The organism is Sphingomonas trueperi, from assembly GCF_040545665.1.
Lineage (GTDB): Bacteria > Pseudomonadota > Alphaproteobacteria > Sphingomonadales > Sphingomonadaceae > Sphingomonas > Sphingomonas trueperi_B.
This window is the reverse complement of sequence record NZ_JBEPMH010000006.1, coordinates 41,945-63,249: the sequence shown is the minus strand read 5'-3', so window position 1 is coordinate 63,249 and position 21,305 is coordinate 41,945. Positions and strand designations below refer to the sequence as shown.

Sequence of the window (21,305 nt, the reverse complement as noted above, 5' to 3'; positions counted from 1 at the left end):
GTCGTGATTACAACGCCTTCTGGTAGATCAGATATTCGCGGTTGATCTTGCTTTCGATCGCATCGGCGATGGCGATCATCCCCTGATTGTCGTCGAGGATCCAGCCGATCTCGCCCCGGCTCGCGCCGTAATTGGCGACCGACGCGCGGCGGATATATTCGATCATCATGAAGGCCAGCTGGCTCGCCATGCGCGAGCTCTGCAGCCGCTTCACCACCCCCATCAGCGGCACGCGCATCGTCCGCGCCTTGGGCTTGCGCAGCCACAGCAGCAGCTTGGCCCAGCCGAAGGGCAGCAGCGATCCCTTGAGCGGCTTCAGCGGTTCGTTGAGGTCGGGCAGGGTGACCATGAAGGCGACCGGCTCGCCGTCATATTCGGCAATGCGGATCAGATCGTTGAACACCAGCGGCTTCAGCTTCTTGCCGACATCGTCCACCTCGGGCTGGGTGAGCGGCACGAAGCCCCAATTGTCCCCCCAGGCATCGTTGAGGATGGCGAGAATGATCGCCGCTTCCTCGGCGAACTTGGCCTTGTTGACCTCGCGGATGCGGATGCGGGCATTCTTCTCGCCGGCGGCGACGATGCGCTGCACGATCGGCGGGAATTCCTTGCTGATGTCCAGCTCATAGGTGACGATCTTCTTGGCCGGGCCGTAGCCCTGCGCTTCGATCCAGCCCTGGTAGCGCGCCGGATGGTGGCCCATCAGCACCGTCGGCGAATGGTCATGGCCCTTCACCAGCAGGCCGGGCTCTTCCCAGATCGACAGGCTCACCGGGCCCAGCGCCTTGCTCATGCCCTTGGCGCGCAGCCAGTCCTCGGCCTGGGCGATCACCGCGGCGGCGACCTCCTGGTCCTCCGCCTCGAACAGGCCCCAGAAGCCGGTGCCGGGGCCGAAGCCCTGCTCGGGCGGCATCTGCAGCGCCAGCGTATCGATATGCGCGGAGATGCGGCCGACCACCTTGCCGCGGCGCTCGGCGAGGAACAGCTGGCCTTCGGCATGGCTGAACCAGCCGTTCTTCTTCGGATCGATCGTGCCCGCCACTTCGTCGCGGAGCGGGGCGACCCAATTGGGATCGTCGCCGTTCAGGCGGTAGGCGAGTTCGATGAAAGCCTTGGTATCCGCCTTGCCCGAAACGGGCCGGACCGTGAGATCGGCGCTTGCCACGTGGAGTATCCCCAGAAAAACTTGATGTGGCGCAATGCAGTCTTGCGTCGGGAGGCGCCTGTCAAGCTATACGCGGCAGTGCAGCGCCTTGCCCTTTACGGGCCCTGTAATGCCACCTTGTAGCCACTATCTAAGGCCAATGGCAGTACCCATGACCCAATCGCTAGCCTTCGATCATCCGGACGCCCCGGACGCCGAAATCTCGGCGACGATCGCGCGCATCCGGCTCTCGGGCGTACCCGATGACCGCGCGATGCTGCGCGCCGCCGCGGAGCTGACCCGCGATCTCCACACGCCCAACAAGGCGATGTACTGGACCGACTGCTTCCTGTCCGCAGCGATCGGCTATGCCGGCATGGCCACCGCGATGTTCGCGGCCTCGCCCTGGGTGGCGGTGATCGGCGGCATCGTCGCGGTGCTGGCGCTGTACCGCGCCGAGCTGTTCATCCACGAGATCACCCATCTCAAGCATTCGCTGCTGCCGGGCTTCCGCACCGCGTGGAACGCGTTCGTCGGCGTGCCGCTGCTGCTGCCCTCGTTCATGTACGAGGGTATCCACACGATCCACCACGCCCGTACCCGCTATGGCACGGACCAGGATCCGGAATATCTTCCGCTCGCGCTGATGAAGCCGTGGACGCTGCCGCTGTTCCTGCTCGTCTCGGTGCTGATGCCGATCGGGCTGCTGCTCCGCTTCGCGGTGCTGTCGCCGCTGTCGCTCTTTTCGCAGAAGCTGCGCCGCCTCGTCGTGGCGCGCTATTCGGGGCTGCAGATCAACCCGAAGTTCGAGCGTCGCGCGCCCGAGGGTGAGTTCCGCCGCCAGTGGTTCTGGCAGGAGCTGGGCGCCAGCCTGTTCGCGATCACGCTGATCGGCATCACCGTCGCGGGCATCCTGCCGCTGCGCGCCTTCCTCGCCTACATCGCGATCGTCGCCTGCTCGGCGGTGATCAACCAGGTCCGCACGCTGGTCGCGCACCTCTGGGAGAACGAAGGCGAGCCGCTGACCGTCACCGCCCAGTATCTCGACAGCGTCAACGTGCCGGAGCCGGGCTTGCTGCCGTATCTCTGGGCGCCGGTGGGCCTGCGCTACCACGCGCTGCACCATCTGCTGCCGGCGGTGCCGTATCATTCGCTCGGCACGGCGCATCGCCGGCTCGTCGCGGCACTTTCCACCGACTCGGTCTATCACAAGGCCAATTACCCGACGCTCTCGGGGTTGGTGGTGAAGCTGGCACAGGGCACGATGCGCCAGCGCTGATCGGCGCGGGCGACGAACGAGGGCCGGGCACCGGGCGGTGCGCCGGCCCTTTTCTTTTCAGGCATTGTCCCTTGCGTGAGTGTGGGCCCCGGCTAGGCTGGTGGCAGGACCGGAGGAGAGGGTGATGCGACAGCTTTTCGCAGCGGTGGCGCTGTGCGCATGGGTGGTACTGCCGGCGGCAGCGCAGACGCGATGGCCGAACGGCGCCAAGGCCGCAGTGGTGCTGACCTATGACGACGCGCTCGACTCGCAGCTCGATCACGCCATCCCCGCGCTCGACGCCGCCGGGCTGAAGGGCAGCTTCTTCCTCGCCAATGTGAAAGAGGCCGATGTCGATCGCTGGCGCGCGGCGGCGAAAGGCGGGCACGAGCTCGCCAACCACACCGTCTTCCACCCCTGCACGCACGACGTCTATCCCGCCGATCCGCGCTATGTGAGCGAGGCGTACACTGTTGCCAGCATGCTCCGCGAGATCGCCCAGCAGAACGTGCTGCTCCGCGCGCTCGACGGCAAGGACCGCCACGGCTTCGCGACGCCGTGCGGGCAGAGCCTGGCGGGCGGCACGGACTATCTGGAGGGCCTGCGCAAGGCCGGCATCGTCACCTATGTCCGCGGCGTGGTCGACACGCCGGCGGACGCCCGCGCCCATGTCGCCAGGGCGGATCCGATGCATGTGCCCGCGCGGGGCTTCGGCGAGGGCGCGACGGCGGCGAAGATGATCGCCTATGCCCGCGAGGCCGAGCAGGGCGGCGGCTGGGCGGTGTTCCTGTTCCACGGCGTCGGTGGGGACTATCAGGCCGTGCCCGACGCCGAGCACCGCGCCTTCCTCGCCTGGCTGGCACAGCATCGCAGCGAGGTCTGGGTGACGACGCTGCAGGGCGCGCTCGATTGGGCGAAGACGCACCGCTGAGCAGCGCTAGGGTCGCTCGCCCGGCTTCAGCCCCAGCGCGGACCAGGGCAGGACCGCCCAGTCCGGCGCATCGCAGGCGCGCTGCACCCGGGCGAAATAGGCGCCGAGCCACAGGCCCTTTTCGGAGAGCGCCCAGCCGGGGAAGTCCCACACCTCCGGATCCGAGTAGTCGCAGCCGTCCTCGTCGCCCTCGGACGGCTTGGCCATTTCCTCGGGATGGTAGCGCTTGAGCAGCGTCACCACGCCGGGCGCGAAGCGCTTGCTGCGATAGGCGTACCAGGCGTCGCTCTCTTCCGCGGGAACCGGTGTCTGTCCAAAGTGGAGCAAAGCGTCGAGCTGGAGTTCGCGGCCCGTGCGCATGTCGAAACTGTGGCCGGCGGTGGCGAAGTCCGGATGCGCGGTGCCGGCGCAGCTCCAGCTGGCATTCCAGATGTAGCTCATGTGGTTCGCGCCCAGCCAGGGCTTCTGCGCCTCCGAGACATCGGTGCCGGGGCCGCCCTCATAGCCGGTGCAGGCGAACCAGGCGGAGACGTCCTGCCACTGGTTGCGGGCGAGCGCGTGGTTGACCGCCGCCAGCGCCGGCGCGGCATAGCCGCTCTCGATGCGAAACAGGCGGATGCCGGACAGCGGCTCGCGATACCAGCGGATCGTCTTGCCGCCGATCGTCTCCGCCTCCTGCGCGGTGAGCTTGAGGCCGGTGAGGTGCCAGCGCTCATAGGCGCTCAGCTTGGGCGGGAGGTCGGCGGGCAGGTTCTCCGGCGCGCCCGCCGGGCGGAGGCTGACCGGCAGGCGCTTCGCCTTGGCGGTGGTTAGCGTGCCGCCGAGCGTGGCGCCGCTGCGGGTGAGGTGCAGCTTGTCGCCGGTCACCCGCGATTCGAGGTCGAACGTCTGGCCGCGGACGCTGCCCGACAGATCGATGTCGAGCCGCGCGCTGAGATAGAAATACTGGCCGAACACCTCGGCCTTGTCCTCGCTCAGCGTCATCACCACGCGCGCCGCGCCCACGGTGCCCTGGTAGAGCTGCTCCGGCGCAGCCCGGGCGACGGTGGGGGCCAGCATGGTGGCGGCGAGGAAGAAGGCGGTGCGTAGGACCATCGCGAAAGGCCTCAGGCGGGTGTCGCCGTGTGGATAGCCTATTCCTCGGTCCGCAGCAGTACCGCTTCGCCGATCATCAGGAACAGCAGGAACGGCGCCCAGGCGGCGAGGAAGGGCGGGTAGGCGCCCAGATTGCCCATCGCCAGCGCGAAATTGTCGGCGACGAAATAGAGGAAGCCCAGCGCCATGCCGATCACCACGCGGACGAACAGCTTGCCCGAACGCGCCAGGCCGAACGCGGAGACGCCACCGAGGAGCGGCATCAGGAAGGCCGAGAGCGGGCCGGAGAGCTTGTGCCACAGCGAGCCTTCCAGCGCCTTGGTCGGGCGGCCGGCGGCCTTCAGTTCGCCGATCGCGACGCTGAGTTCGCCAAACGAGCTCGAGTTGGGATCGACATGGGCGAGGGTGAACTGGTCCGGTCGCACGCCCTGGCCGATGATCGTGTCACCGACCGGGGTCAGCGTAGCGCTTGCCACGTCGAAACGCTTGACCCCATCGACGCGCCAGCCGTCGCCCGCGCGCACGCCGTGCTTGGCGGTGAGGATCGAGGCGAGCGAGCCCTTGTCGCGCTGGTAGACGGTGATGTCGTACAGCTGCGCGGCCTCGCCCTTGCCCTTGATCTGCTGGACGTTGATCAGATTGCCGCTCGCCTGCACCCACACATTGGCGCGGTCGCCGCGATCGATCGGGAGCGGCGCATATTCCACCTTTTTCCACTGCTCGAGCGTCGAGGTGGCGCGGCTGACGATGCGGTCATTGAACACGAAGGACAGGCCGGCGACCACAAGGCCCGACAGCATCAGCGGCGCCAGCACCTGGTGGGCCGAGAGCCCGCCCGACTTGAGCGCGATGATCTCGCTGTTCTGGTTGAGCTGGGCGAGCGTGAAGATCGCGCCGCCGAGCACCGAATAGGGCAGGAAGGTCGAGATGATCTGCGGCACGCGCAGCGTCACATAGCGCAGGATCTCTGCATTGCCGTTGCCGGGATGGGCGAGGATGTTCGCGCTCTCGGTCAGCAGGTCGAGAGAGGTCAGCACCAGCACCAGCGCGCCGAGCAGCGCAAAGGTGCGGAACACGAACAGCCGCGCCATGTACAGCGACACGGTGGGCGAGGGGAACAGGCCGCGCAGGCTCATCGCGCCGCCTCCGCCTTGCGGCGCCGTCGCTTGGCGCCGGGCAGCAGCCGGCCGATCAGCTTGGCGGTCTTGGCGAAGACGCGTTCCAGCGCGCCGATCGGCTGTCCGCCGGGCACATAGGCGACGGTATAGTACATCCAGAAGGTCAGCCCTGCGAAGATCGAGAACGGCACCCATAGCGCGATGATCGGATCGATCAGCCCCAGGCTGCCAACGCCCTGCGCATATTCGTTCACCTTGTGATAGGTGACGATCATCAGGATCGACAGGAACACGCCGAGCATCGAGGTGGAGCGCTTGGGCGGGATCGCCAGCGCCACCGCCAGCATCGGCAGCAGGAACATCGTCGTCACTTCCGCCATGCGGTAGTGGAAGGCCGAACGGCTGGTCTCGCGATCGATCTCGTTCGCCGAGCGATTGCGACCGATCACTGCCAGCTCGGGCAATGTGCGCTCGATATTGCTGTCGCCGCGCTTGCGGAACTGCTCGTACTTGGGAAGCGGGATCGGCAGGTTATGGGTGGTGAAGGTCAGCACCCGCGGCACCGGCGAGCTCTTGTCGTAATGGACGAGCGTGCCGTTGGTCAGCCGGAAGATGATCGTGTCGGGATCGTCCGAGCGGAGGAACTGGCCCTTCTGCGCGGTCACCGCCAGCGGCGTGCCGTCCTTGTTGGTCATCTCCACGAAGATGCCGCGCAGGTCGCGGCCCTCATCCTGGCTCGACTCGATCCGCAGCGTCATCTTCGAGCCGAAGCTGGTGAATTCGCCGACCTTGATCGAGGCGCCCAGCGCGCCCGAGCGCAGCTCGAAGCGGAGCTGCTCGTAATTGTAGCGCGAGGTCGGCTGGATGAAGCCGACGATCGCGAAGTTTGCCGCCGCCAGCACGATCGCATACATATAGGGCACGCGCAGCAGGCGGGTGTAGCTGACGCCCACCGCGCGCAGCACGTCGAGCTCGGACGAGGTGGCGAGCCGGCGGAAGGCGAGCAGCACGCCGAGCATCAGGCCGATCGGGATGCCGAGTCCGAGATATTCCGGCAGCAGGTTGGCGAGCATGCGCCACACCACGCTCACCGGACCGCCCTCGGTCGCGACGAACTCGAACAGCCGCAGCATGCGATCGAGCACGAGCAGCATCGCGGAGATGATCAGGGTGGAGATCAGCGGCACCGCGATCAGCCGCGCCATATAGCGATCGATCGATTTCATGCTGTTCGCTGAACGTCCTTCAGAGCTTGGATCCTTGCGCCCCTGTAACGGAAAACGGGCGGAAACGATCCGGTCGCGTATAGCCGTGCTGAACGCCGATGCCACCCGGAAAGTGTCATGTCGTTCGCCACATTGCCGGCATGGGTGCTGCCGGGGGTGACGAAATTGCGCCGAACGTATATGGGCCCGCGATGCATTTCCTCGATCAAGCCAAGATTTTCGTCCGCTCGGGTGCCGGCGGACCCGGTGCCGTGAGCTTCCGCCGCGAAAAGTTCATCGAATATGGCGGTCCCGACGGCGGCAACGGCGGCAAGGGCGGCGACATCGTCTTCGAGGCGATCGCCGGCCTGAACACGCTGATCGACTTCCGCTACACCCAGCATTTCCGCGCCCCGCGCGGCAGCGGCGGATCGGGCTCGAACCGTACCGGCGCGGGCGGCGAAGACCTGGTCATCAAGGTGCCGATCGGCACCCAGATCCTCGCCGACGACGACGAGCGCACGCTGCTGGCCGACCTCACCAAGGAGGGCCAGCGCATCGTCTTCCTGCGGGGCGGCGACGGCGGCCGCGGCAATGCAACCTACAAGACCTCGACCAACCGCGCGCCGCGCCAGCACGGCACCGGCTGGCCGAGCGAGGAAGCATGGGTCTGGCTGCGCCTCAAGCTGCTCGCCGATGCGGGGCTGGTCGGGCTGCCCAATGCCGGCAAGTCGACCTTCATCAATGCGGTCACCAACGCGCAGGCCAAGGTGGGCGCCTATGCCTTCACTACCACCCGGCCGCAGCTGGGCGTGGTGCGGCACAAGCAGCGCGAGTTCGTGGTCGCCGACATTCCCGGCCTGATCGAAGGCGCGGCGGACGGCGCCGGTATCGGCGACCGCTTCCTCGGCCATATCGAGCGCTGTCGCGTGCTGCTCCACCTGATCGACGCCAATGACGAGGACGTGGCGACCAGCTACCGCATCGTCCGCGACGAGCTGGAGGCGTACGGCGCCGGCCTGTCGGACAAGCCGACGGTGATCGCGCTCAACAAGATCGACACGCTCGACGACGAACTGATCGCCGCGCTCTCGGCCGAACTCGAAGAGGCCAGCGGCGCGCAAGTCATTCCGCTGTCCGGCGCGGCGGGCACCGGTGTCGACTGGGTGCTCGACCAGTTGTTGGAAATCATCGGCCCGAACGAGAATCGGGCTGCCGATGAAACCGCCGAAGATGGTGAAGAACCGGTTCAATGGTCGCCGGTCTGACGCATTTCTAGGGCAACGCTGCCCGTCTGATTCCTTTTAGGAGAGACGCGGATGGGTGCGTTCGGCTGGTTGCGTGGGTTGTTTGGTGCGAAGGCGCAGGCGGTTAGCCGACCCGAGCTACACCGAATCGCCAGCGTCGCCGAGCGCTCGGCCGAAGCGCGGGGCCTGTTCTGGTCGGCGCTGGGGCCGGCGAGCGACCGCATCCTTTCGTCCGCGCCGGCCGGTTCGCTCTGGCCGGGCGGGCACGAGGCCTATCGGCTGATCCACCGCGGCAACGCGATCCTGCTCGCGACCGACGGCCTGTCCGATCCGTTCGACGAGACCGCAACCGCCAACGGCTTCGAGATCGAGCTGTTCGTCGAGGGGCCGGGCGAGGGTGCCCCGGCGCAGGTGGCGGGCGATGGCTGGATGCTCGAGGTGCTACGCCGGGTGGCGGCGATCGTCGCGGAGGAGCAGGGCATCCTCCGCCCGCTCGAACGCCATGGGCCGATCCCGCTCGAACTCACCAGCGTCTCCAGCTCAGCGGCGATCGCCGCGCGCCTGCCGGCGCATTTCCTCACCGCCGACGACGTGCTGGGCGTGATGATCGGCGGGCCGGAGCCCGATTTCGACACGCGGATCGAGGACATGCCGCTCTCGCCGGTCCGCGCGGTGCCCGTGGTGCTGCTCACCGCCGCCGAGCTGGGCGAGATCCGCGCTGGCGACAGCGACACCCGCGACGCGGTGATCGCGCGGCTCAAGGACACCGGCGTCGGCCATTGCAGCGACCTCCAGCGCGAATCGATCGTCTGATCGGCTTGGCAGATGCCGAACCGCACCGCTAAGAGCGCGACCATGTCCGCGCTCGCCCGCCATGCCGACGCCATCGGCTTCAGCCCCTCGACCTGCGGCCGGCTGGTCGTGAAAGTGGGCTCCTCGCTGCTCGTCGACCGCGAGGGGGAGATCCGCCGCGACTGGCTGGCGGCGCTGGTTGCCGATCTCGGTGCCCGGGCGCGCGAGGGGCAGCAGCTCGTCATCGTTTCCTCCGGCGCGATCGCGCTGGGCGCGCGGCGGCTCAAGCTGCCCAAGGGTGGCCGGGCGAGCCTGGAGGATGCGCAGGCGGCGGCCGCGACCGGCCAGATCGCGCTGTCGAGCATCTGGGCCGAACTGCTCCACGACCAGGGGATGACCGCCGCGCAGATGCTGGTGACGCTCGACGATCTCGAGGATCGCCGCCGCTATCTCAACGTCTCGGCGACGCTCGATCGGCTGCTGCGGCTGGGCGTGGTGCCGGTGATCAACGAGAATGATTCGGTCGCTACGGAAGAAATCCGCTTCGGCGACAATGACCGGCTCGCCGCCCGCGTGGCGAGCGCCGCCAATGCCGACGGCGTGGTGCTGCTGTCGGACGTCGACGGGCTCTACACCGCCAACCCCAACACCAATCCCGATGCGCAGTTGATCGCGCTGGTCGACATCATCGACGAGCGGATCGAGGCGATGGCCGATCGCGGCTCGGCCTCGGGCATGGGCTCGGGCGGCATGGTCTCGAAGATCGAGGCGGCACGAATCGCGACCAGCGCCGGCGCGCATCTCGCCATTGCCGACGGGCGGGTGGAGCATCCGCTGGCGCGGCTGGCGACGAGCGGGCGGGGCACGCTGTTCCTCGGCCAGAAGGGCGCGGCGGCGCGCAAGGCCTGGCTGCGCGGGGGGCTCACCGCGAAAGGCGCGGTCCATATCGATGAGGGCGCCGCGCAGGCGCTGAAGGAAGGCCGCAGCCTGCTTGCTGCCGGCGCGACCCGCATCGAAGGGCGGTTCGCGCGCGGCGACCTCGTGGTGGTGGTGGGGCCGGACGGCAGGCATATGGCGCGCGGACTCGCCGAATATGGCCATGTCGATGCCTCACGCATCGTCGGGCGGCGGAGCGAGGAGCTGGTCGAGATTCTCGGCTATGCCCCGCGCGCCGCGTTGGTCCACCGCAGCCACATGGCGCTGCTGTGAGCGTGTTCGCCGTGACCGGCGGCACCGGCTTCGTCGGATCGCGGCTGATCGATCTGGCGCTGGAGGCGGGGCATCAGGTCCGCGCGCTCACCCGTCGCGATCAGCCGGTGCGCGAGGGCGTCACCTGGATTCGCGGCGATCTCGATGCGACATCAGCGCTGGTGGCGCTTTGCACCGGCGCCGATGCGGTGATCCATGTCGCCGGCGTGGTCAACGCGCCCGATCGCGACGGGTTCGCGCACGGCAACATCACCGGCACCGCCAACATGCTCGACGCGGCCAAGGCCGCAGGCGTGCGCCGCTACGTCCACGTCTCCTCGCTCGCCAGCCGCGAGCCGCAGCTCTCCGCCTATGGCTGGTCGAAGGGCGAGGCCGACAAGCTGGTGCGCGAATCGGGGCTGGACTGGACGATCGTCCGCCCGCCGGCGATCTACGGCCCGGGCGATCTGGAAATGCTCGAGCTGTTCCGCGTCGCGCGCTTGGGGCTGGCGCTGCTGCCGCCGGGCGGCCGAATCTCGGTGATCGAGGTCGACGATCTCGGCCGGCTGCTGCTCGCGCTCGCCGCCGCGGATCGCTTCCCCGGCGAGATCGACCCCGATGACGGGCGGGCAGGGGGCTGGACGCATCCCGAGTTCGCCCATGCCATCGGCCGCGCCGTGGGGCGCAAAGTGCTCGCGCTCTCGCTGCCGCAGGCGGTGCTGCTGGCGGGCGCCTATGTCGACCGGGCGCTGCGCGGCAAGCGCGCCAAGCTGACGCCCGATCGCGTTTCCTATTTCTGCCATCCCGATTGGGTGGCGAACCCTGCCAACCGTGCTCCCGCCAATCTCTGGACGCCGCAGGTGGAAACCGAGGCGGGTCTGGCCGAAACCGCGCGCTGGTATCGCGCCAAGGATCTGCTCTGAGCCCAAGCGCCGCTTAACCATTCTATAAAGGGGGCATGTGGAACGCCCCGATCAAGCTCATCCTCTGGGACCTCGACGACACGCTGTGGCGCGGCACGCTCGCCGATGGCGACACAGTCGCGCTGTTCGAGCAGCGCGCCGAGATGGTCCGCGCCTTCAACGCGCGCGGCGTGGTTTCCTCGATCTGCTCGAAGAACGATTTCGACGCGGCCAAGGCGAGGCTGGAGGCGTTCGGGCTGTGGGACGAGTTCGTCTTCCCGCATATCGCCTTCACTCCCAAGGCCGAGGCGATCCGCGGCATCATCGCCGATATGCAATTGCGCGCGGTCAACGTCCTCTTCGTCGACGACAACCCGCACAACCTCGCCGAGGTTCGCCACGCGCTCCCCGAGATCCAGACGCTCGATGCGACCGCGGCGGATGCCGACGAACAGCTCGCCGGGCTGCTCGCGCTCCAGACCGGCACCCGCAGCCGCGTCGCCGAGTATCGCATCCTGGAGGCCAAGAAACGCGATCGCGGCGCCGGGGTGGGCCAGTCCAACGAGGAATTCCTGCGTGCCTCCGGCCTGTGCGCCTGCGCGCCGTTCCTCATGGACAATCTCGAGTTCGCGCCGCGGATCGCCGAGCTGATCAACCGCGCCAACCAGCTCAACTACACCCAGTCGCGGGTCGACCCCGCCCAGCTCGAGCGCGACATCATCAACGTCACCCGGCACGACAGCTGGTCGATCTTCGCGTGGGACAAATATGGCCGCTACGGGCTGGTCGGCTTCGTGATGTACGACCGCGTCGACCAGCGGCTGGTACATTTCACCTTCTCGTGCCGCGCGATGCACATGGGGCTGGAGGAATATGCGCTGAACAAGATCCGGGTGAACTGGCCGGAAGCCGATTTCAGCGCGCTCGACGGCCGGTTCAGCCGGGTGACGCCCGACTGGATCCAGGACCATGGCTTCAACGAACCCGAGGTGCGCGCCGCGATCCGCGCCGAACTCAGCGGCCAGTCGGCAGGCGAGGCGGGGATCCGCATCATGTTCGATTGCCAGTCCGGCGGCATCGCGCATTACAGCCAGTTTCGCCCGGCGATCGACTTCGACAACAATCCGCGTCTGTTCGCGCTACGGATGATGGACGACGACAGCTACAAGGCCCAGCACTTCCCGCCCTTCCTCGTCTATGGCGCGACTATCGACTATCTGGACAATCGATGGCCGGGGAAATGGCATCTGCTGGAGCGCGGCGTCTACCAGAAGTGCGTGTTGCGGCTGTGCATCCACCTGATCGAGAACGACCTGCGCATGCTGGTGGTGCTGCCCCCCGAAGACGCGCCGATCGAGAAATATCGCCTCGGCCTCAACCACTCGCCCGAGCGCTGCCGGCTGTTCAACGCGATCTGGCGGCAGGTGGCGCGCGAGAATCCCGGCCGGATCTTCGTGCTCGAAGTGCCGGACCTGCTCGACAGCTATGAAGAGATGGCCGACGTTACCCATTTCCACCCCGGCCTGCTCCAGAAGATCGCCGGGCAGATGGACCTCTGGGTGCACAGCGTGCTCACCACGGGCAGCGAGGACGCGGCGGCGGCGGCCTGACCTTTGGGGCACTGCCCCGCCACGGGCCCGGTTTCGCCGCATTCGCTTGGCACCTGCGACCGATCAATCTAAGGACCGGCCGCATGACTGACCGTGCAGAAATCTTCGACATCGTCGCCGCGCAGATCGAGCCCTTCAACAAGAAGGGCGTCGCGCTTTCCGAAACCACCACCTTCGCGGGCGATCTCGAATGGGACAGCCTGACGGTGATGGATTTCGTCGCCGCGATCGAGGACGAGTTCGACATCGTCATCACCATGAACATGCAGGCCGAGATCGAGAATGTCGGCCAGTTGGTCGACGCCGTGCAGAAGCTCAAGGGCTGATCGCCATGACCGACCTGATGAGCAAGTTCGACGGCCTGATCGCCGAGCGCCAGGCGCTGCTCGACAGCGGCGTCATCGATCCGTTCGCGATCGTGATGGAGCAGGTCAAGTCGCCCACCGAGGCGGTGATCAAGGGCAAGGACACGATCCTGCTCGGCACCTACAATTATATGGGCATGACGTTCGATCCGGACGTGATCCAGGCCGGCAAGGACGCGCTCGACCAGTTCGGTTCGGGCACCAACGGCAGCCGCATGCTCAACGGCACCTTCCGCGACCATATGGAAGTCGAGCAGGCGCTGCGCGACTTCTACGGCGTGTCGGGCGCGATCGTGTTCTCGACCGGCTACATGGCCAATCTGGGCATGCTCTCGACGCTGGTCGGCAAGGGCGAGTATATCGTGCTCGACGCCGACAGCCACGCCTCGATCTATGACGGCTGCAAGCAGGGCAATGCCGAGATCGTCCGCTTCCGCCACAATGACGTGACCGACCTCGACAAGCGCCTGAGCCGCCTGCCGGCAGAGGCGGGCAAGCTGGTGGTGCTGGAGGGCGTCTATTCGATGCTCGGCGACATCGCGCCGCTCAGGGAGATGGTCGCCGTCGCCAAGAAGCACGGCGCGATGGTGCTGGTCGACGAGGCGCATTCGATGGGCTTTTTCGGGCCCAACGGTCGCGGCGTGTACGAGGACCAGGGGCTGGAAGCGGACGTCGATTTCGTCGTCGGCACCTTCTCCAAGTCGGTCGGCACCGTCGGCGGCTTCTGCATCTCGAACCACCCGAAGTTCGAGGCGATCCGGCTGGCCTGCCGCCCGTACATCTTCACCGCCTCGCTGCCGCCCAGCGTGGTGGCGACCGCGGCGACCTCGATCCGCAAGCTGGCGACCGCACACGAGAAGCGCGCCCGTCTGTGGGAAAACGCGCGGGCGCTGCACGGCGGGCTGACGGCGATGGGCTTCAAGCTCGGCACCGAAAAGCCCGAAAGCGCGATCGTCGCGGTGATCTTGGAGGACCAGGAACAGGCGGTGATGATGTGGCAGGCGCTGCTGGAGAACGGCCTGTACGTCAACATGGCGCGCCCGCCGGCGACCCCGGCCGGCACCTTCCTGCTGCGCTGCTCGCTCTGTGCCGAGCATCGCCCCGAGCAGATCGAGCGCGTGCTGGGCATGTTCCGCGCGGCCGGCCAGGCCGTCGGGGTCATCGCCTAACCGGTCTTTCCACTTCGGTTCCAAGCGCCTAGAGTCGGGGCCGGATGAGCGAAGCGATCCCGTCTCTGGAGCGTTCGGTTCACGCGAAGAACTGGCGCCTGGTCCTGCTGGGTGCCCTGGCGGTGGCCGGGGTGCTCGTCCTTGGCGCGCTGATCCTGATCCAGCAGCGCACCGACCTAGAGCGCGATCGCGCCATCGCGCTCCAGCAGCACAGCTTCGAAGTGATCCTGCGAGCCAACCAGCTGACGGGCGGCATTGCCTCGGCCGAGGCGGCGCTGGGGCGCTATGTGGTGAGCGCGGATCGCAATCTCGGCCAGCAATATAGCGACCAATGGGGCAAGGCCGGCGAACAGCTCCAGCGCCTGCGCCAGCTGACCGGCGACAACCCGACGCTGTTCGCGCAGGTCCGTCAGCTCCAGCGCGTCTTCGCCGAGCGCGGCAAGGAGCTGGACGCGACCGCGCTCTACACCACCTTCAAGCGCAACAGCGACGCGTTCGGCGCCTATTACCAGGTCCGCGAGAGCCCGGCGCGCAAGCAGGTCGAGTCGATCCTCGACGACATCGTCGAGCAGGAACGCCGCCTGCTGCGCGATCGCACCCGCGCGGCGGCACAGCTGATCGAGAACAGCAGCTATGCCTCGCGCGTGCTCAGCGGCTTCGGCCTGGTGATCGCGCTGGGCGCGGTAGTGTTCGGCTGGCTGGCGATCGAGGCGCAGGGCGACCGCGCGCTTGCCGATGCCGATGCCGCCTGGGAGCGCGAGCGGACCGGGCAATTGCGCGAAGCCGTCGCCGCCGCCACCGCCCAGCTGCGCGAGGAAGCGCGCGAGCGCGAGGTTGCCGAGGCCAAGCTCCGCCAGGCGCAGAAGATGGATGCGGTGGGCCAGCTCACCGGCGGCATCGCACATGATTTCAACAACATGCTGGCGGTTGTGCTGGGCGGCGTGGAACTGGCGCGGCGCCAGATCGAAAGCGATCCCCGCGAGGCCGCGCGCCACCTCGACAATGCGATGGAGGGTGCCCACCGCGCCGCCGCGCTCACCCGCCAGCTGCTCGCCTTCTCGCGCTCCGAATCGCTCGCGCCCGAGCCGGTCGATGCCGGCGCGCTGATTCGCGGCATGCGCGACCTGCTCGATCGCACGCTGGGCGACGCGATCCGGGTCGAGGCGCAGGATCGCGGGATGGGCTGGCGGATCTGGGTCGATCGCCACCAGCTCGAAAACGCGGTGCTCAACCTGGCGGTGAATGCGCGCGACGCGATGAACGGGCGCGGCACGCTGGTGATCACCACCGGCGAATCGCGGCTCGCGGCCAACGAGGTGGGGCATTGCGCCGCGGGCGACTATGTCTCGGTCGCGGTGCGCGACTCCGGCTGCGGCATGACGCCGGAGGTGCTGGAGCGCGTGTTCGAGCCCTTCTTCACCACCAAGCCGGTGGGCAAGGGCACGGGGCTTGGGCTCAGCCAGATCTTCGGCTTCGTCCGCCAGTCGGGCGGCGGCATCGCGATCGAGACCGCGCCCGAGGCCGGCACCACGGTCACGCTGTACCTGCCGCGCTACAAGGGCGCGCTGACCGGCGCCGTCGCGGCGCCCGTGCTGGTCGAGGCCGCGGAGGACAAGGCGGGCGACAGCTACGACATCCTCGTCGTCGAGGATGATCCGCGCGTGCTGGCCGCGACGCTGGCGGCACTGCGCGAGCTGGGTCACCGCGCGGTGGGCTGCGCCGATCCGCTGCATGCGCCGACGGCGATCGCATCCATGGCCTCGCTCGACCTGGTGATGACCGACGTGCTGATGCCCGGCCAGACCGGCCCGGAGATGATCGCGGCCGTAGAGGCGACGTTGCACGGCGTCGCGGTGCTGTTCGTCACCGGCTTCACCGGCGAGGCAAGCGCCGAACAGCTCCGCGACCGCCCGGTGCTGCGCAAGCCGTTCACCGTTGCGGCGCTCTCGCGCGCGGTACGCGAGGCGGTGGCGGGCGAGGCGCAGCGGATGGGGCAGGCGGCGGAGTAGGGAGCGCGGCCGCGCGTTACTGCCCTTCGCTCGCCGCCTCGATCCGCTCGCGCAGCATCGCAGCGGCCAGCTCGCGGGCCTTCTCCCGCGGCAGGCCCAGCGCGCGGGCCATGGGGGCGCCGAGCAGGGCGTCGCCCAGCGCCATCAGAGTCAGCTGCAGCGTCTCCTCGCGCAGCGGGGCGCGGGCATCCTCGCTCTCGCTGATCCGGTCGACCAGCCGGTGGATCGCCTCGAGGATCGGGTCGAGCGCATCCTGGTTCCCGGTCAGCAGCATCCAACTCGCCAGCGCCCCGGCGCCTTCGCGGCCGAACGCATCGAAGGTGAGGTTCACCACCTCGCGCAGGTCGTGGTCGGTGGTTCGGGCGCGCAGCACCGCCTCGCCGATCTTGGCGGTGACCGTCTCCGCCATGCTGGCGGCCAGCGCCTTCTGCAGCCCCGCCGCCGAGCCGAAATGGTGGAGCAGATTGGCATGCGTCCGCCCGATCCGCGCCGCGACCGCCTTGAGCGTTACCGCCTGCGGGCCGTCCTCGATCAGCAGCGCGCGCGCCGCTTCCAGCGCGGCGTCACGCGATTCTTCGGGAGAGAGGCGCCGTCGCGCCGACTTGGTGGTCAACAGGCATTGATCCTAACTGGTTGCAAGCTGGGTCGCCCTGCAGTGTGCAGAAGTGGCATGGTCATGCGCTCCCCACTGCTTCTTCGCCTTTCTGGTTGTCCAGCTCTCCGCCCCCAGCAATAGCGGCTTTACCTTTGCTCTGCCATGTGTTCGGTTCAGCTGCGAACCAAATGGGGGGTGGGGGAAAAATGTGGTTGCGTAGGAAGGTTGAAAAAAGCGTACTCACGCGTCTTGTCGCGCTGGTCGACAAACGTTCACGGCCGAACAGGAACGCCCTGAACAATATCGTCAAGGAAGTTCGTATCCTCGAACTGAACGTAAAGGCGTTGGGCTATGATCTTGCAAGGAAAATGGCCGCGGCGCTGCCGCCGCCGGAGGGTACCGAGGCGCGCATTGTTGGTCTGGGATCGAAGGGCTGCACCCAGGCCGATATCCAAAGCGACTGGGCGGCACATTGGGCGAACGCAATTCGTACGCCAGTGGTGTACCACCGCAAGCTTTGGGAATTTGCTTATGTGCTGCAGTCCTTGTTCGAAGCGGGACATCTGAGGCAGGGGCAGCGTGGTCTCGGCTTCGGATGCGGCGCGGAGCCGATTCCGAGCTATCTTGCTGCCCAGGGCATTCATGTCACCGCCACCGATTATTCGCAGGCGCAGGCTTTCCAGAGCGGCTGGACGAAAAGCAACCAGCATCTCGGTTCGGCTGCGGTCCCGTACATCCCGCATCTGGTGACGCGGGAGGAGTTTGAACGCCATGTCACGATCGACATGGTTGATATGAACGACATTCCGGACCGGCTGCAGGGATATGACTTTTGCTGGTCTATCTGCGCGCTGGAGCATCTCGGAAGCATAGAGAAGGGGCTGCGCTTCATCGAGCGTTCGCTCGATACGTTGCGGCCTGGCGGAACGGCAGTTCATACGCTGGAGTTCAACGTCGAGCCGAATGGCCCGACCATCGACAACTGGGTGACCGTGCTCTTTCAGCGAAAGCATCTCGAGGCACTTTCTGAGCGCCTCGCCCGCTCCGGCCACCACATGATGCCGTTGAACTTCGATCCGGGAGACGGGGTATTGGATGGCTTCATCGACGTGCCGCCTTGGCACGTCGAGCGCGAGCCCGAGGATCAAGGAAGCCTGGGTGCCCCATCGCACCTGAAACTTTCCATCGACGGATTCGTGTGTACCTCGTTCGGGGTCCTTATCCGCAAGGCATTATGAAACGTGTCTCGGTGCCCCCGCACTAAACCGTGCGGGGACACCGCTCAGGCGGCTGCGCGCATGTCTCCGCATCCCAGACCCTGCAATTCGAGATCCAGCTCGAAGCCGATGCACGCCATTTCGCCGCCACGACCCTTGGACCAGAGCGGCTCGACATGTCCGGTCGGCTGGAAACCCAGCTTGCGCAGGACGCGCCCCGAGGCGGGGTTGTCGACCGCGTGGCGCGACGTCACCCGGCGGATGCCGGCGGCTCGTGCGGCGGCGAGCACGCCGCGCGCCGCTTCGGTGGCATAGCCCTTGCCCCATGCGGAGGGCGTGTACCAATAGCCGAGCTCATGGCGTTCGTCCCCGGCGCTGTCGATGCCGATGCAGCCGATCAGCGCCACGCTGCCGCCCTGGTGCTCGAACACCAGGAAGCGCGTGTCGGTCCAATGCGCGAGAAAGGTCTCGGCCGCTTCGATCGAATAGGGCCAGGGCACGCGCGACAGGTTGCGCACGACGGCCTCATGGTCGATCGCCCGGGCAAGGGCGGGGGCGTCCTCGGGCCAGCCGGGACGTAACGTCAATCTCTGGGTCCGCACGAACATGACCACCACTCCTCGGTCCTGCAGCTCCCCACGCCGGTTCCATGGCGTGCGGGTGTTGCGCTGCGATTGCAGGGAGCATGAAAAAAGGGAGACCGGGGCGACCCGTCTCCCTTTTTCGGTTGGTTCATCCGAACCCGGGTCGCCCTGGTGGGCAACCCGTACGGTCGCCCGATGTTACTCGGCCGCCTCGGCAATCATGTCTACGGAGCAGAACTTGCGACCAAGCTTGCCTTCCTTGAACGACACGCGGCCTTCGACGAGCGCGAAAAGGGTATGGTCCTTGCCCATGCCCACGTTCACACCCGGGTAAAATTTGGTGCCGCGCTGACGCACGAGGATGTTGCCGGCGAGAACCGTCTCGCCGCCGAACTTCTTCACGCCAAGACGGCGGCCAGCAGAGTCGCGACCGTTGCGGGACGAGCCGCCTGCCTTCTTATGTGCCATTGTCTATACTCCTCGTGTCTCGTCAGTCGCTTACTTGGCCGCGCCGATAGCAGTGATCTTGAGGATCGTGTGCTGCTGGCGATGGCCGTTCTTGCGGCGATAGTTGTGACGACGACGCTTCTTGAAGACGATGACCTTCTCGCCCTTCGCCTGCGCGACGATTTCGGCAGAAACGGTCAGGCCGTCGGTAGCCTTCAGCTCGCCGCCTTCGCCGGCCAGCAGGACGTCGCCCAGCGTCACCGACGAACCGGCTTCGCCGTCGAGCTTCTCGACGACGATCTTGTCTCCTGCGGCAACGCGATACTGCTTGCCGCCCGTGCGCACGATAGCGAACATCGGTCTCTTCTCTGGTTCAAATGCATGTGCCCGCCAAGGTTGCACCTCGGCAGGAGGAAGGGCGCAACTATGCGAGGGGGGCGGGATTGTCAACCGTTTCGCAAGACGAAACAGCGATTTTCCGAGTCACGCGTGCTTAATGGCGGTGGTTGGGCTTCAGCCGGTATCGACCGGCATCGAAGCTGTCGAAAAGCCCGCTGATTCCGGGATGGTCGACCGGCTCGTCGCTGTCGTCCGCCACCAGATTCTGCTGGCTGACATAGGCGATATAGGCCGAATCGGCATTCTCGGCGAGCAGGTGATAGAAGGGCTGGTCCTTGGCCGGCCGCATGTCGACGGGAATCGAATCATACCATTCGTCGGTGTTCGCGAAGACGGGGTCGACGTCGAAGATCACGCCGCGGAAATCGAGCAGGCGGTGGCGCACCACGTCGCCGATGGCGAAGCGCGCGCTGGCGATCGGCGGCATCGGCGTGCCCGAGTCGATGGAAAGAAGCGAACCATTGGTTTCTGACATGGCACCAATCTAGGGTTGCGGAGGCGCAACGGCAACGGTGGCGCGGCCTGCCGTTCCCGATCCGGGAAGGGGCGGGGTGGCGCACGCGCTTTCCGCGATCGCGAAAAAACTTGAAAGACCCTGCTTGCGGCCCCCAAAACTTTGCGCTAGTGGCCGCGCCTCACAGCGACCGGTACGCTGCTCGGGACTTTCCGAAGCGCGTATCCTCCCTAGCGGAGAGGTGCCGGAGTGGTCGATCGGGGCAGTCTCGAAAACTGTTGAGCTCGTAAGGGTTCCGAGGGTTCGAATCCCTCCCTCTCCGCCATAGGGACCCGCTGGCGCGTCGAACGGATCGGCGCCCCTTTCCCACACAGTATCACGCAGCGACTGCATAGCGCCGACAATGCTCGAGATAGCCGACCTCGTGGCGGCCGGCGAGCGAGACGACGCTCTCCCATAGCCAGGACGGCGTATCGAGCTTGCCGCGGCGATCCTCGGCGAGGATCTCCAGCCATGCCTCCCGCGCGTCGGTGTCCATCTGGCGGGCATGCGCCTTGCCGACGACGAAGGCGAGGTAACGGGCGGACTTCACCGCCTCGCCGCGGGTGAACTGGTCGAGCTCCAGCTTCAGGTCCTGCGGCGCCAGCTCGCGCACGAACAGCGAGCGCCCCAGCATCCGCACCGGCGCCGTGCGGCGGCCGAGATGCGGCGAGAGCGCCCGCGCGGCGGCGACCACGCGATCGGCATTGTCCTCGGGCAGTTCGGCACCCGGCGCGGCGGGGGCGATGGGATCGACCGCCTCCTTGAGGTCGATCAGCGCATAGTCCAGCCGCCCCTTGGCATCCGGCAGCGCGACGATCGCCGCGTAGCGCAGCAGGCCGAGCGAACTGCAGCCCTTCTTCCAATAGGCGGCATCCACCAGGCGCATCTCGCGCTCGGCCTCCTCATCGTCCATCGCGAGCACCGTGCTGAGGATCGAGGGCTTGGTGAGCGCCGCTTCCAGCGCGGCGCGTTCCTTGTCTTGGATCGGCCAGAAGCGCTTGCCCAGCGGGATCTGCGGCTCCACCGCCTCCAGCCGCTCCTTGGCGAGGTGCCGCCAGCGCCGCCCGAGCGCGCGACGCTTGACGCTCTGCACCACCTCGGGCTCCACGCCGGGGTCACCGCTGGTGGGATCATGGATGGCGGCGGCATAGCCCTCCATCACCTCCTCGAGCATCCGCGCGGTGACGACACCCGGCAGATCGGCACCGCGCGCCGCGGTGGCGAGCGAGAGGCCCAGGCGGATGAGGTCGTGCGCGGGGTTGCCGATCACCGCCTGGTCCATGTCGCGGATCTGCACCTCGACGCGGTCCTCGCCGTTGGAGAGCGGCCCGAGATTGCCGACATGGCAATCGCCGCAGATCCAGATCGAGGGACCCTGCGGCACGCGCGCGGAGACCGGCGAGCTTTCCAGCCAGTCGTAGAACTTGGCAGTGTTGCCGCGGACATAGGCGTGCGCCGAGCGCGCCATCTTCAATGTGCGGTTGGCTTCGAGGATGGTGCTGCGTTCGGCGGGGGAGAGCGGTGCGGGTTTCTT

At 67.2% G+C, this 21,305-nt stretch carries 21 protein-coding genes and 1 tRNA gene; 12 read left to right on the top strand and 10 right to left on the bottom strand.

Annotated elements, in window-relative coordinates; genetic code table 11:
• Positions 1-7 precede the first annotated feature (7 nt).
• Entirely contained in the window at positions 8-1,165 is a 1,158-nt protein-coding gene (locus tag ABIC65_RS17830; RefSeq protein WP_354310489.1) for an N-acetyltransferase, read from the bottom strand.
• 151 nt (positions 1,166-1,316) lie between these two features.
• On the opposite strand from ABIC65_RS17830, the gene ABIC65_RS17825 reads away from it, so the two are divergent.
• Positions 1,317-2,423 carry a fatty acid desaturase family protein gene (locus ABIC65_RS17825; RefSeq protein WP_354310487.1) on the top strand — a complete coding sequence of 369 codons (1,107 nt, stop codon included), beginning with the start codon at positions 1,317-1,319 and terminating at the stop codon, positions 2,421-2,423.
• A 124-nt stretch (positions 2,424-2,547) separates the two neighbouring features.
• A complete protein-coding gene (locus tag ABIC65_RS17820) occupies positions 2,548-3,333 on the top strand; it encodes a polysaccharide deacetylase family protein (protein WP_354310486.1) in 786 nt (261 codons plus the stop codon).
• Between the two features lie 6 nt (positions 3,334-3,339).
• On the opposite strand, the gene ABIC65_RS17815 is transcribed toward ABIC65_RS17820, so the two are convergent.
• Genes ABIC65_RS17815 through lptF form a run of 3 tightly spaced genes read right to left on the bottom strand, consistent with a single transcriptional unit; the run spans position 3,340 to position 6,772 of the window.
• Positions 3,340-4,428, bottom strand: coding sequence for a hypothetical protein (locus ABIC65_RS17815; protein ID WP_354310485.1), 1,089 nt, complete (start codon positions 4,426-4,428; stop codon positions 3,340-3,342).
• A 38-nt stretch (positions 4,429-4,466) separates the two neighbouring features.
• The gene (lptG, locus tag ABIC65_RS17810) at positions 4,467-5,564 is read right to left on the bottom strand and encodes an LPS export ABC transporter permease LptG (RefSeq protein ID WP_354310484.1); all 1,098 of its coding nucleotides are present in this window, start codon (positions 5,562-5,564) and stop codon (positions 4,467-4,469) included.
• Positions 5,561-6,772 (bottom strand): LPS export ABC transporter permease LptF, encoded by a 1,212-nt coding sequence (gene lptF, locus ABIC65_RS17805; protein WP_354310482.1) that lies wholly within the window; start codon positions 6,770-6,772, stop codon positions 5,561-5,563. Before lptF ends, lptG begins: the two co-directional genes overlap by 4 nt.
• A gap of 191 nt (positions 6,773-6,963) precedes the next feature.
• On the opposite strand from lptF, the gene obgE reads away from it, so the two are divergent.
• From obgE to ABIC65_RS17765, 8 genes are all read left to right on the top strand, one after another.
• Positions 6,964-8,019 (top strand): GTPase ObgE, encoded by a 1,056-nt coding sequence (gene obgE, locus ABIC65_RS17800; RefSeq protein WP_354310481.1) that lies wholly within the window; start codon positions 6,964-6,966, stop codon positions 8,017-8,019.
• A 51-nt stretch (positions 8,020-8,070) separates the two neighbouring features.
• Positions 8,071-8,811, top strand: a complete 741-nt coding sequence (locus tag ABIC65_RS17795; RefSeq protein WP_354310479.1) for a hypothetical protein — start codon at positions 8,071-8,073, stop codon at positions 8,809-8,811.
• A 42-nt stretch (positions 8,812-8,853) separates the two neighbouring features.
• On the top strand, positions 8,854-9,999 hold the full coding sequence (proB, locus tag ABIC65_RS17790) for a glutamate 5-kinase (RefSeq protein WP_354310477.1): 1,146 nt from the start codon (positions 8,854-8,856) through the stop codon (positions 9,997-9,999).
• Complete coding sequence (locus ABIC65_RS17785; protein WP_354310476.1) at positions 9,996-10,901, top strand: NAD-dependent epimerase/dehydratase family protein; 906 nt, start codon at positions 9,996-9,998, stop codon at positions 10,899-10,901. The genes proB and ABIC65_RS17785 overlap by 4 nt, the downstream gene beginning before the upstream one ends.
• A gap of 35 nt (positions 10,902-10,936) precedes the next feature.
• Complete coding sequence (locus tag ABIC65_RS17780) at positions 10,937-12,490, top strand: hypothetical protein (protein WP_354310475.1); 1,554 nt, start codon at positions 10,937-10,939, stop codon at positions 12,488-12,490.
• Positions 12,491-12,573: 83 nt separating this feature from the next.
• The gene (locus ABIC65_RS17775; protein WP_066720263.1) at positions 12,574-12,816 is read left to right on the top strand and encodes an acyl carrier protein; all 243 of its coding nucleotides are present in this window, start codon (positions 12,574-12,576) and stop codon (positions 12,814-12,816) included.
• Between the two features lie 5 nt (positions 12,817-12,821).
• On the top strand, positions 12,822-14,024 hold the full coding sequence (spt, locus tag ABIC65_RS17770) for a serine palmitoyltransferase (protein WP_354310474.1): 1,203 nt from the start codon (positions 12,822-12,824) through the stop codon (positions 14,022-14,024).
• Positions 14,025-14,068: 44 nt separating this feature from the next.
• The gene (locus ABIC65_RS17765; RefSeq protein ID WP_354310472.1) at positions 14,069-16,033 is read left to right on the top strand and encodes an ATP-binding protein; all 1,965 of its coding nucleotides are present in this window, start codon (positions 14,069-14,071) and stop codon (positions 16,031-16,033) included.
• A 16-nt stretch (positions 16,034-16,049) separates the two neighbouring features.
• Here the strand turns inward: ABIC65_RS17765 and ABIC65_RS17760 are convergent, their stop codons facing one another.
• Positions 16,050-16,646, bottom strand: coding sequence for a TetR/AcrR family transcriptional regulator (locus tag ABIC65_RS17760; RefSeq protein WP_354310471.1), 597 nt, complete (start codon positions 16,644-16,646; stop codon positions 16,050-16,052).
• 188 nt (positions 16,647-16,834) lie between these two features.
• Here ABIC65_RS17760 and ABIC65_RS17755 point away from each other — a divergent pair, with 188 nt between their 5' ends.
• Positions 16,835-17,866 carry an SAM-dependent methyltransferase gene (locus ABIC65_RS17755; RefSeq protein WP_354310875.1) on the top strand — a complete coding sequence of 344 codons (1,032 nt, stop codon included), beginning with the start codon at positions 16,835-16,837 and terminating at the stop codon, positions 17,864-17,866.
• Positions 17,867-17,910: 44 nt separating this feature from the next.
• Here ABIC65_RS17755 and ABIC65_RS17750 read toward each other — a convergent pair whose 3' ends face one another.
• The 4 genes from ABIC65_RS17750 to hspQ form a co-directional block, all read right to left on the bottom strand.
• Entirely contained in the window at positions 17,911-18,432 is a 522-nt protein-coding gene (locus ABIC65_RS17750) for a GNAT family N-acetyltransferase (RefSeq protein ID WP_354310470.1), read from the bottom strand.
• Between the two features lie 195 nt (positions 18,433-18,627).
• On the bottom strand, positions 18,628-18,897 hold the full coding sequence (gene rpmA, locus ABIC65_RS17745; RefSeq protein ID WP_064313800.1) for a 50S ribosomal protein L27: 270 nt from the start codon (positions 18,895-18,897) through the stop codon (positions 18,628-18,630).
• Positions 18,898-18,927: 30 nt separating this feature from the next.
• On the bottom strand, positions 18,928-19,233 hold the full coding sequence (rplU, locus tag ABIC65_RS17740; RefSeq protein WP_064313799.1) for a 50S ribosomal protein L21: 306 nt from the start codon (positions 19,231-19,233) through the stop codon (positions 18,928-18,930).
• A 136-nt stretch (positions 19,234-19,369) separates the two neighbouring features.
• Positions 19,370-19,750 carry a heat shock protein HspQ gene (gene hspQ, locus ABIC65_RS17735; RefSeq protein ID WP_354310468.1) on the bottom strand — a complete coding sequence of 127 codons (381 nt, stop codon included), beginning with the start codon at positions 19,748-19,750 and terminating at the stop codon, positions 19,370-19,372.
• A gap of 214 nt (positions 19,751-19,964) precedes the next feature.
• On the opposite strand from hspQ, the gene ABIC65_RS17730 reads away from it, so the two are divergent.
• Positions 19,965-20,054: transfer RNA gene (locus ABIC65_RS17730), tRNA-Ser, on the top strand.
• Between the two features lie 51 nt (positions 20,055-20,105).
• Here the strand turns inward: ABIC65_RS17730 and ABIC65_RS17725 are convergent.
• A complete protein-coding gene (locus tag ABIC65_RS17725) occupies positions 20,106-21,239 on the bottom strand; it encodes a DUF2252 family protein (RefSeq protein WP_436286751.1) in 1,134 nt (377 codons plus the stop codon).
• Positions 21,240-21,305: the final 66 nt, after the last annotated feature.

Coding starts and splice junctions, on each gene's coding strand:
- ABIC65_RS17825 (WP_354310487.1), top strand. CDS start 1,317: ATGACCCAATCGCTAGCCTTCGATCATCCGGACGCCCCGGACGCCGAA.
- ABIC65_RS17820 (WP_354310486.1), top strand. CDS start 2,548: ATGCGACAGCTTTTCGCAGCGGTGGCGCTGTGCGCATGGGTGGTACTG.
- ABIC65_RS17815 (WP_354310485.1), bottom strand. CDS start 4,428: ATGGTCCTACGCACCGCCTTCTTCCTCGCCGCCACCATGCTGGCCCCC.
- lptG (WP_354310484.1), bottom strand. CDS start 5,564: ATGAGCCTGCGCGGCCTGTTCCCCTCGCCCACCGTGTCGCTGTACATG.
- lptF (WP_354310482.1), bottom strand. CDS start 6,772: ATGAAATCGATCGATCGCTATATGGCGCGGCTGATCGCGGTGCCGCTG.
- obgE (WP_354310481.1), top strand. CDS start 6,964: ATGCATTTCCTCGATCAAGCCAAGATTTTCGTCCGCTCGGGTGCCGGC.
- ABIC65_RS17795 (WP_354310479.1), top strand. CDS start 8,071: ATGGGTGCGTTCGGCTGGTTGCGTGGGTTGTTTGGTGCGAAGGCGCAG.
- proB (WP_354310477.1), top strand. CDS start 8,854: ATGTCCGCGCTCGCCCGCCATGCCGACGCCATCGGCTTCAGCCCCTCG.
- ABIC65_RS17780 (WP_354310475.1), top strand. CDS start 10,937: ATGTGGAACGCCCCGATCAAGCTCATCCTCTGGGACCTCGACGACACG.
- ABIC65_RS17775 (WP_066720263.1), top strand. CDS start 12,574: ATGACTGACCGTGCAGAAATCTTCGACATCGTCGCCGCGCAGATCGAG.
- spt (WP_354310474.1), top strand. CDS start 12,822: ATGACCGACCTGATGAGCAAGTTCGACGGCCTGATCGCCGAGCGCCAG.
- ABIC65_RS17765 (WP_354310472.1), top strand. CDS start 14,069: ATGAGCGAAGCGATCCCGTCTCTGGAGCGTTCGGTTCACGCGAAGAAC.
- ABIC65_RS17755 (WP_354310875.1), top strand. CDS start 16,835: ATGTGGTTGCGTAGGAAGGTTGAAAAAAGCGTACTCACGCGTCTTGTC.
- rpmA (WP_064313800.1), bottom strand. CDS start 18,897: ATGGCACATAAGAAGGCAGGCGGCTCGTCCCGCAACGGTCGCGACTCT.
- rplU (WP_064313799.1), bottom strand. CDS start 19,233: ATGTTCGCTATCGTGCGCACGGGCGGCAAGCAGTATCGCGTTGCCGCA.
- hspQ (WP_354310468.1), bottom strand. CDS start 19,750: ATGTCAGAAACCAATGGTTCGCTTCTTTCCATCGACTCGGGCACGCCG.
- ABIC65_RS17725 (WP_436286751.1), bottom strand. CDS start 21,239: ATGGCGCGCTCGGCGCACGCCTATGTCCGCGGCAACACTGCCAAGTTC.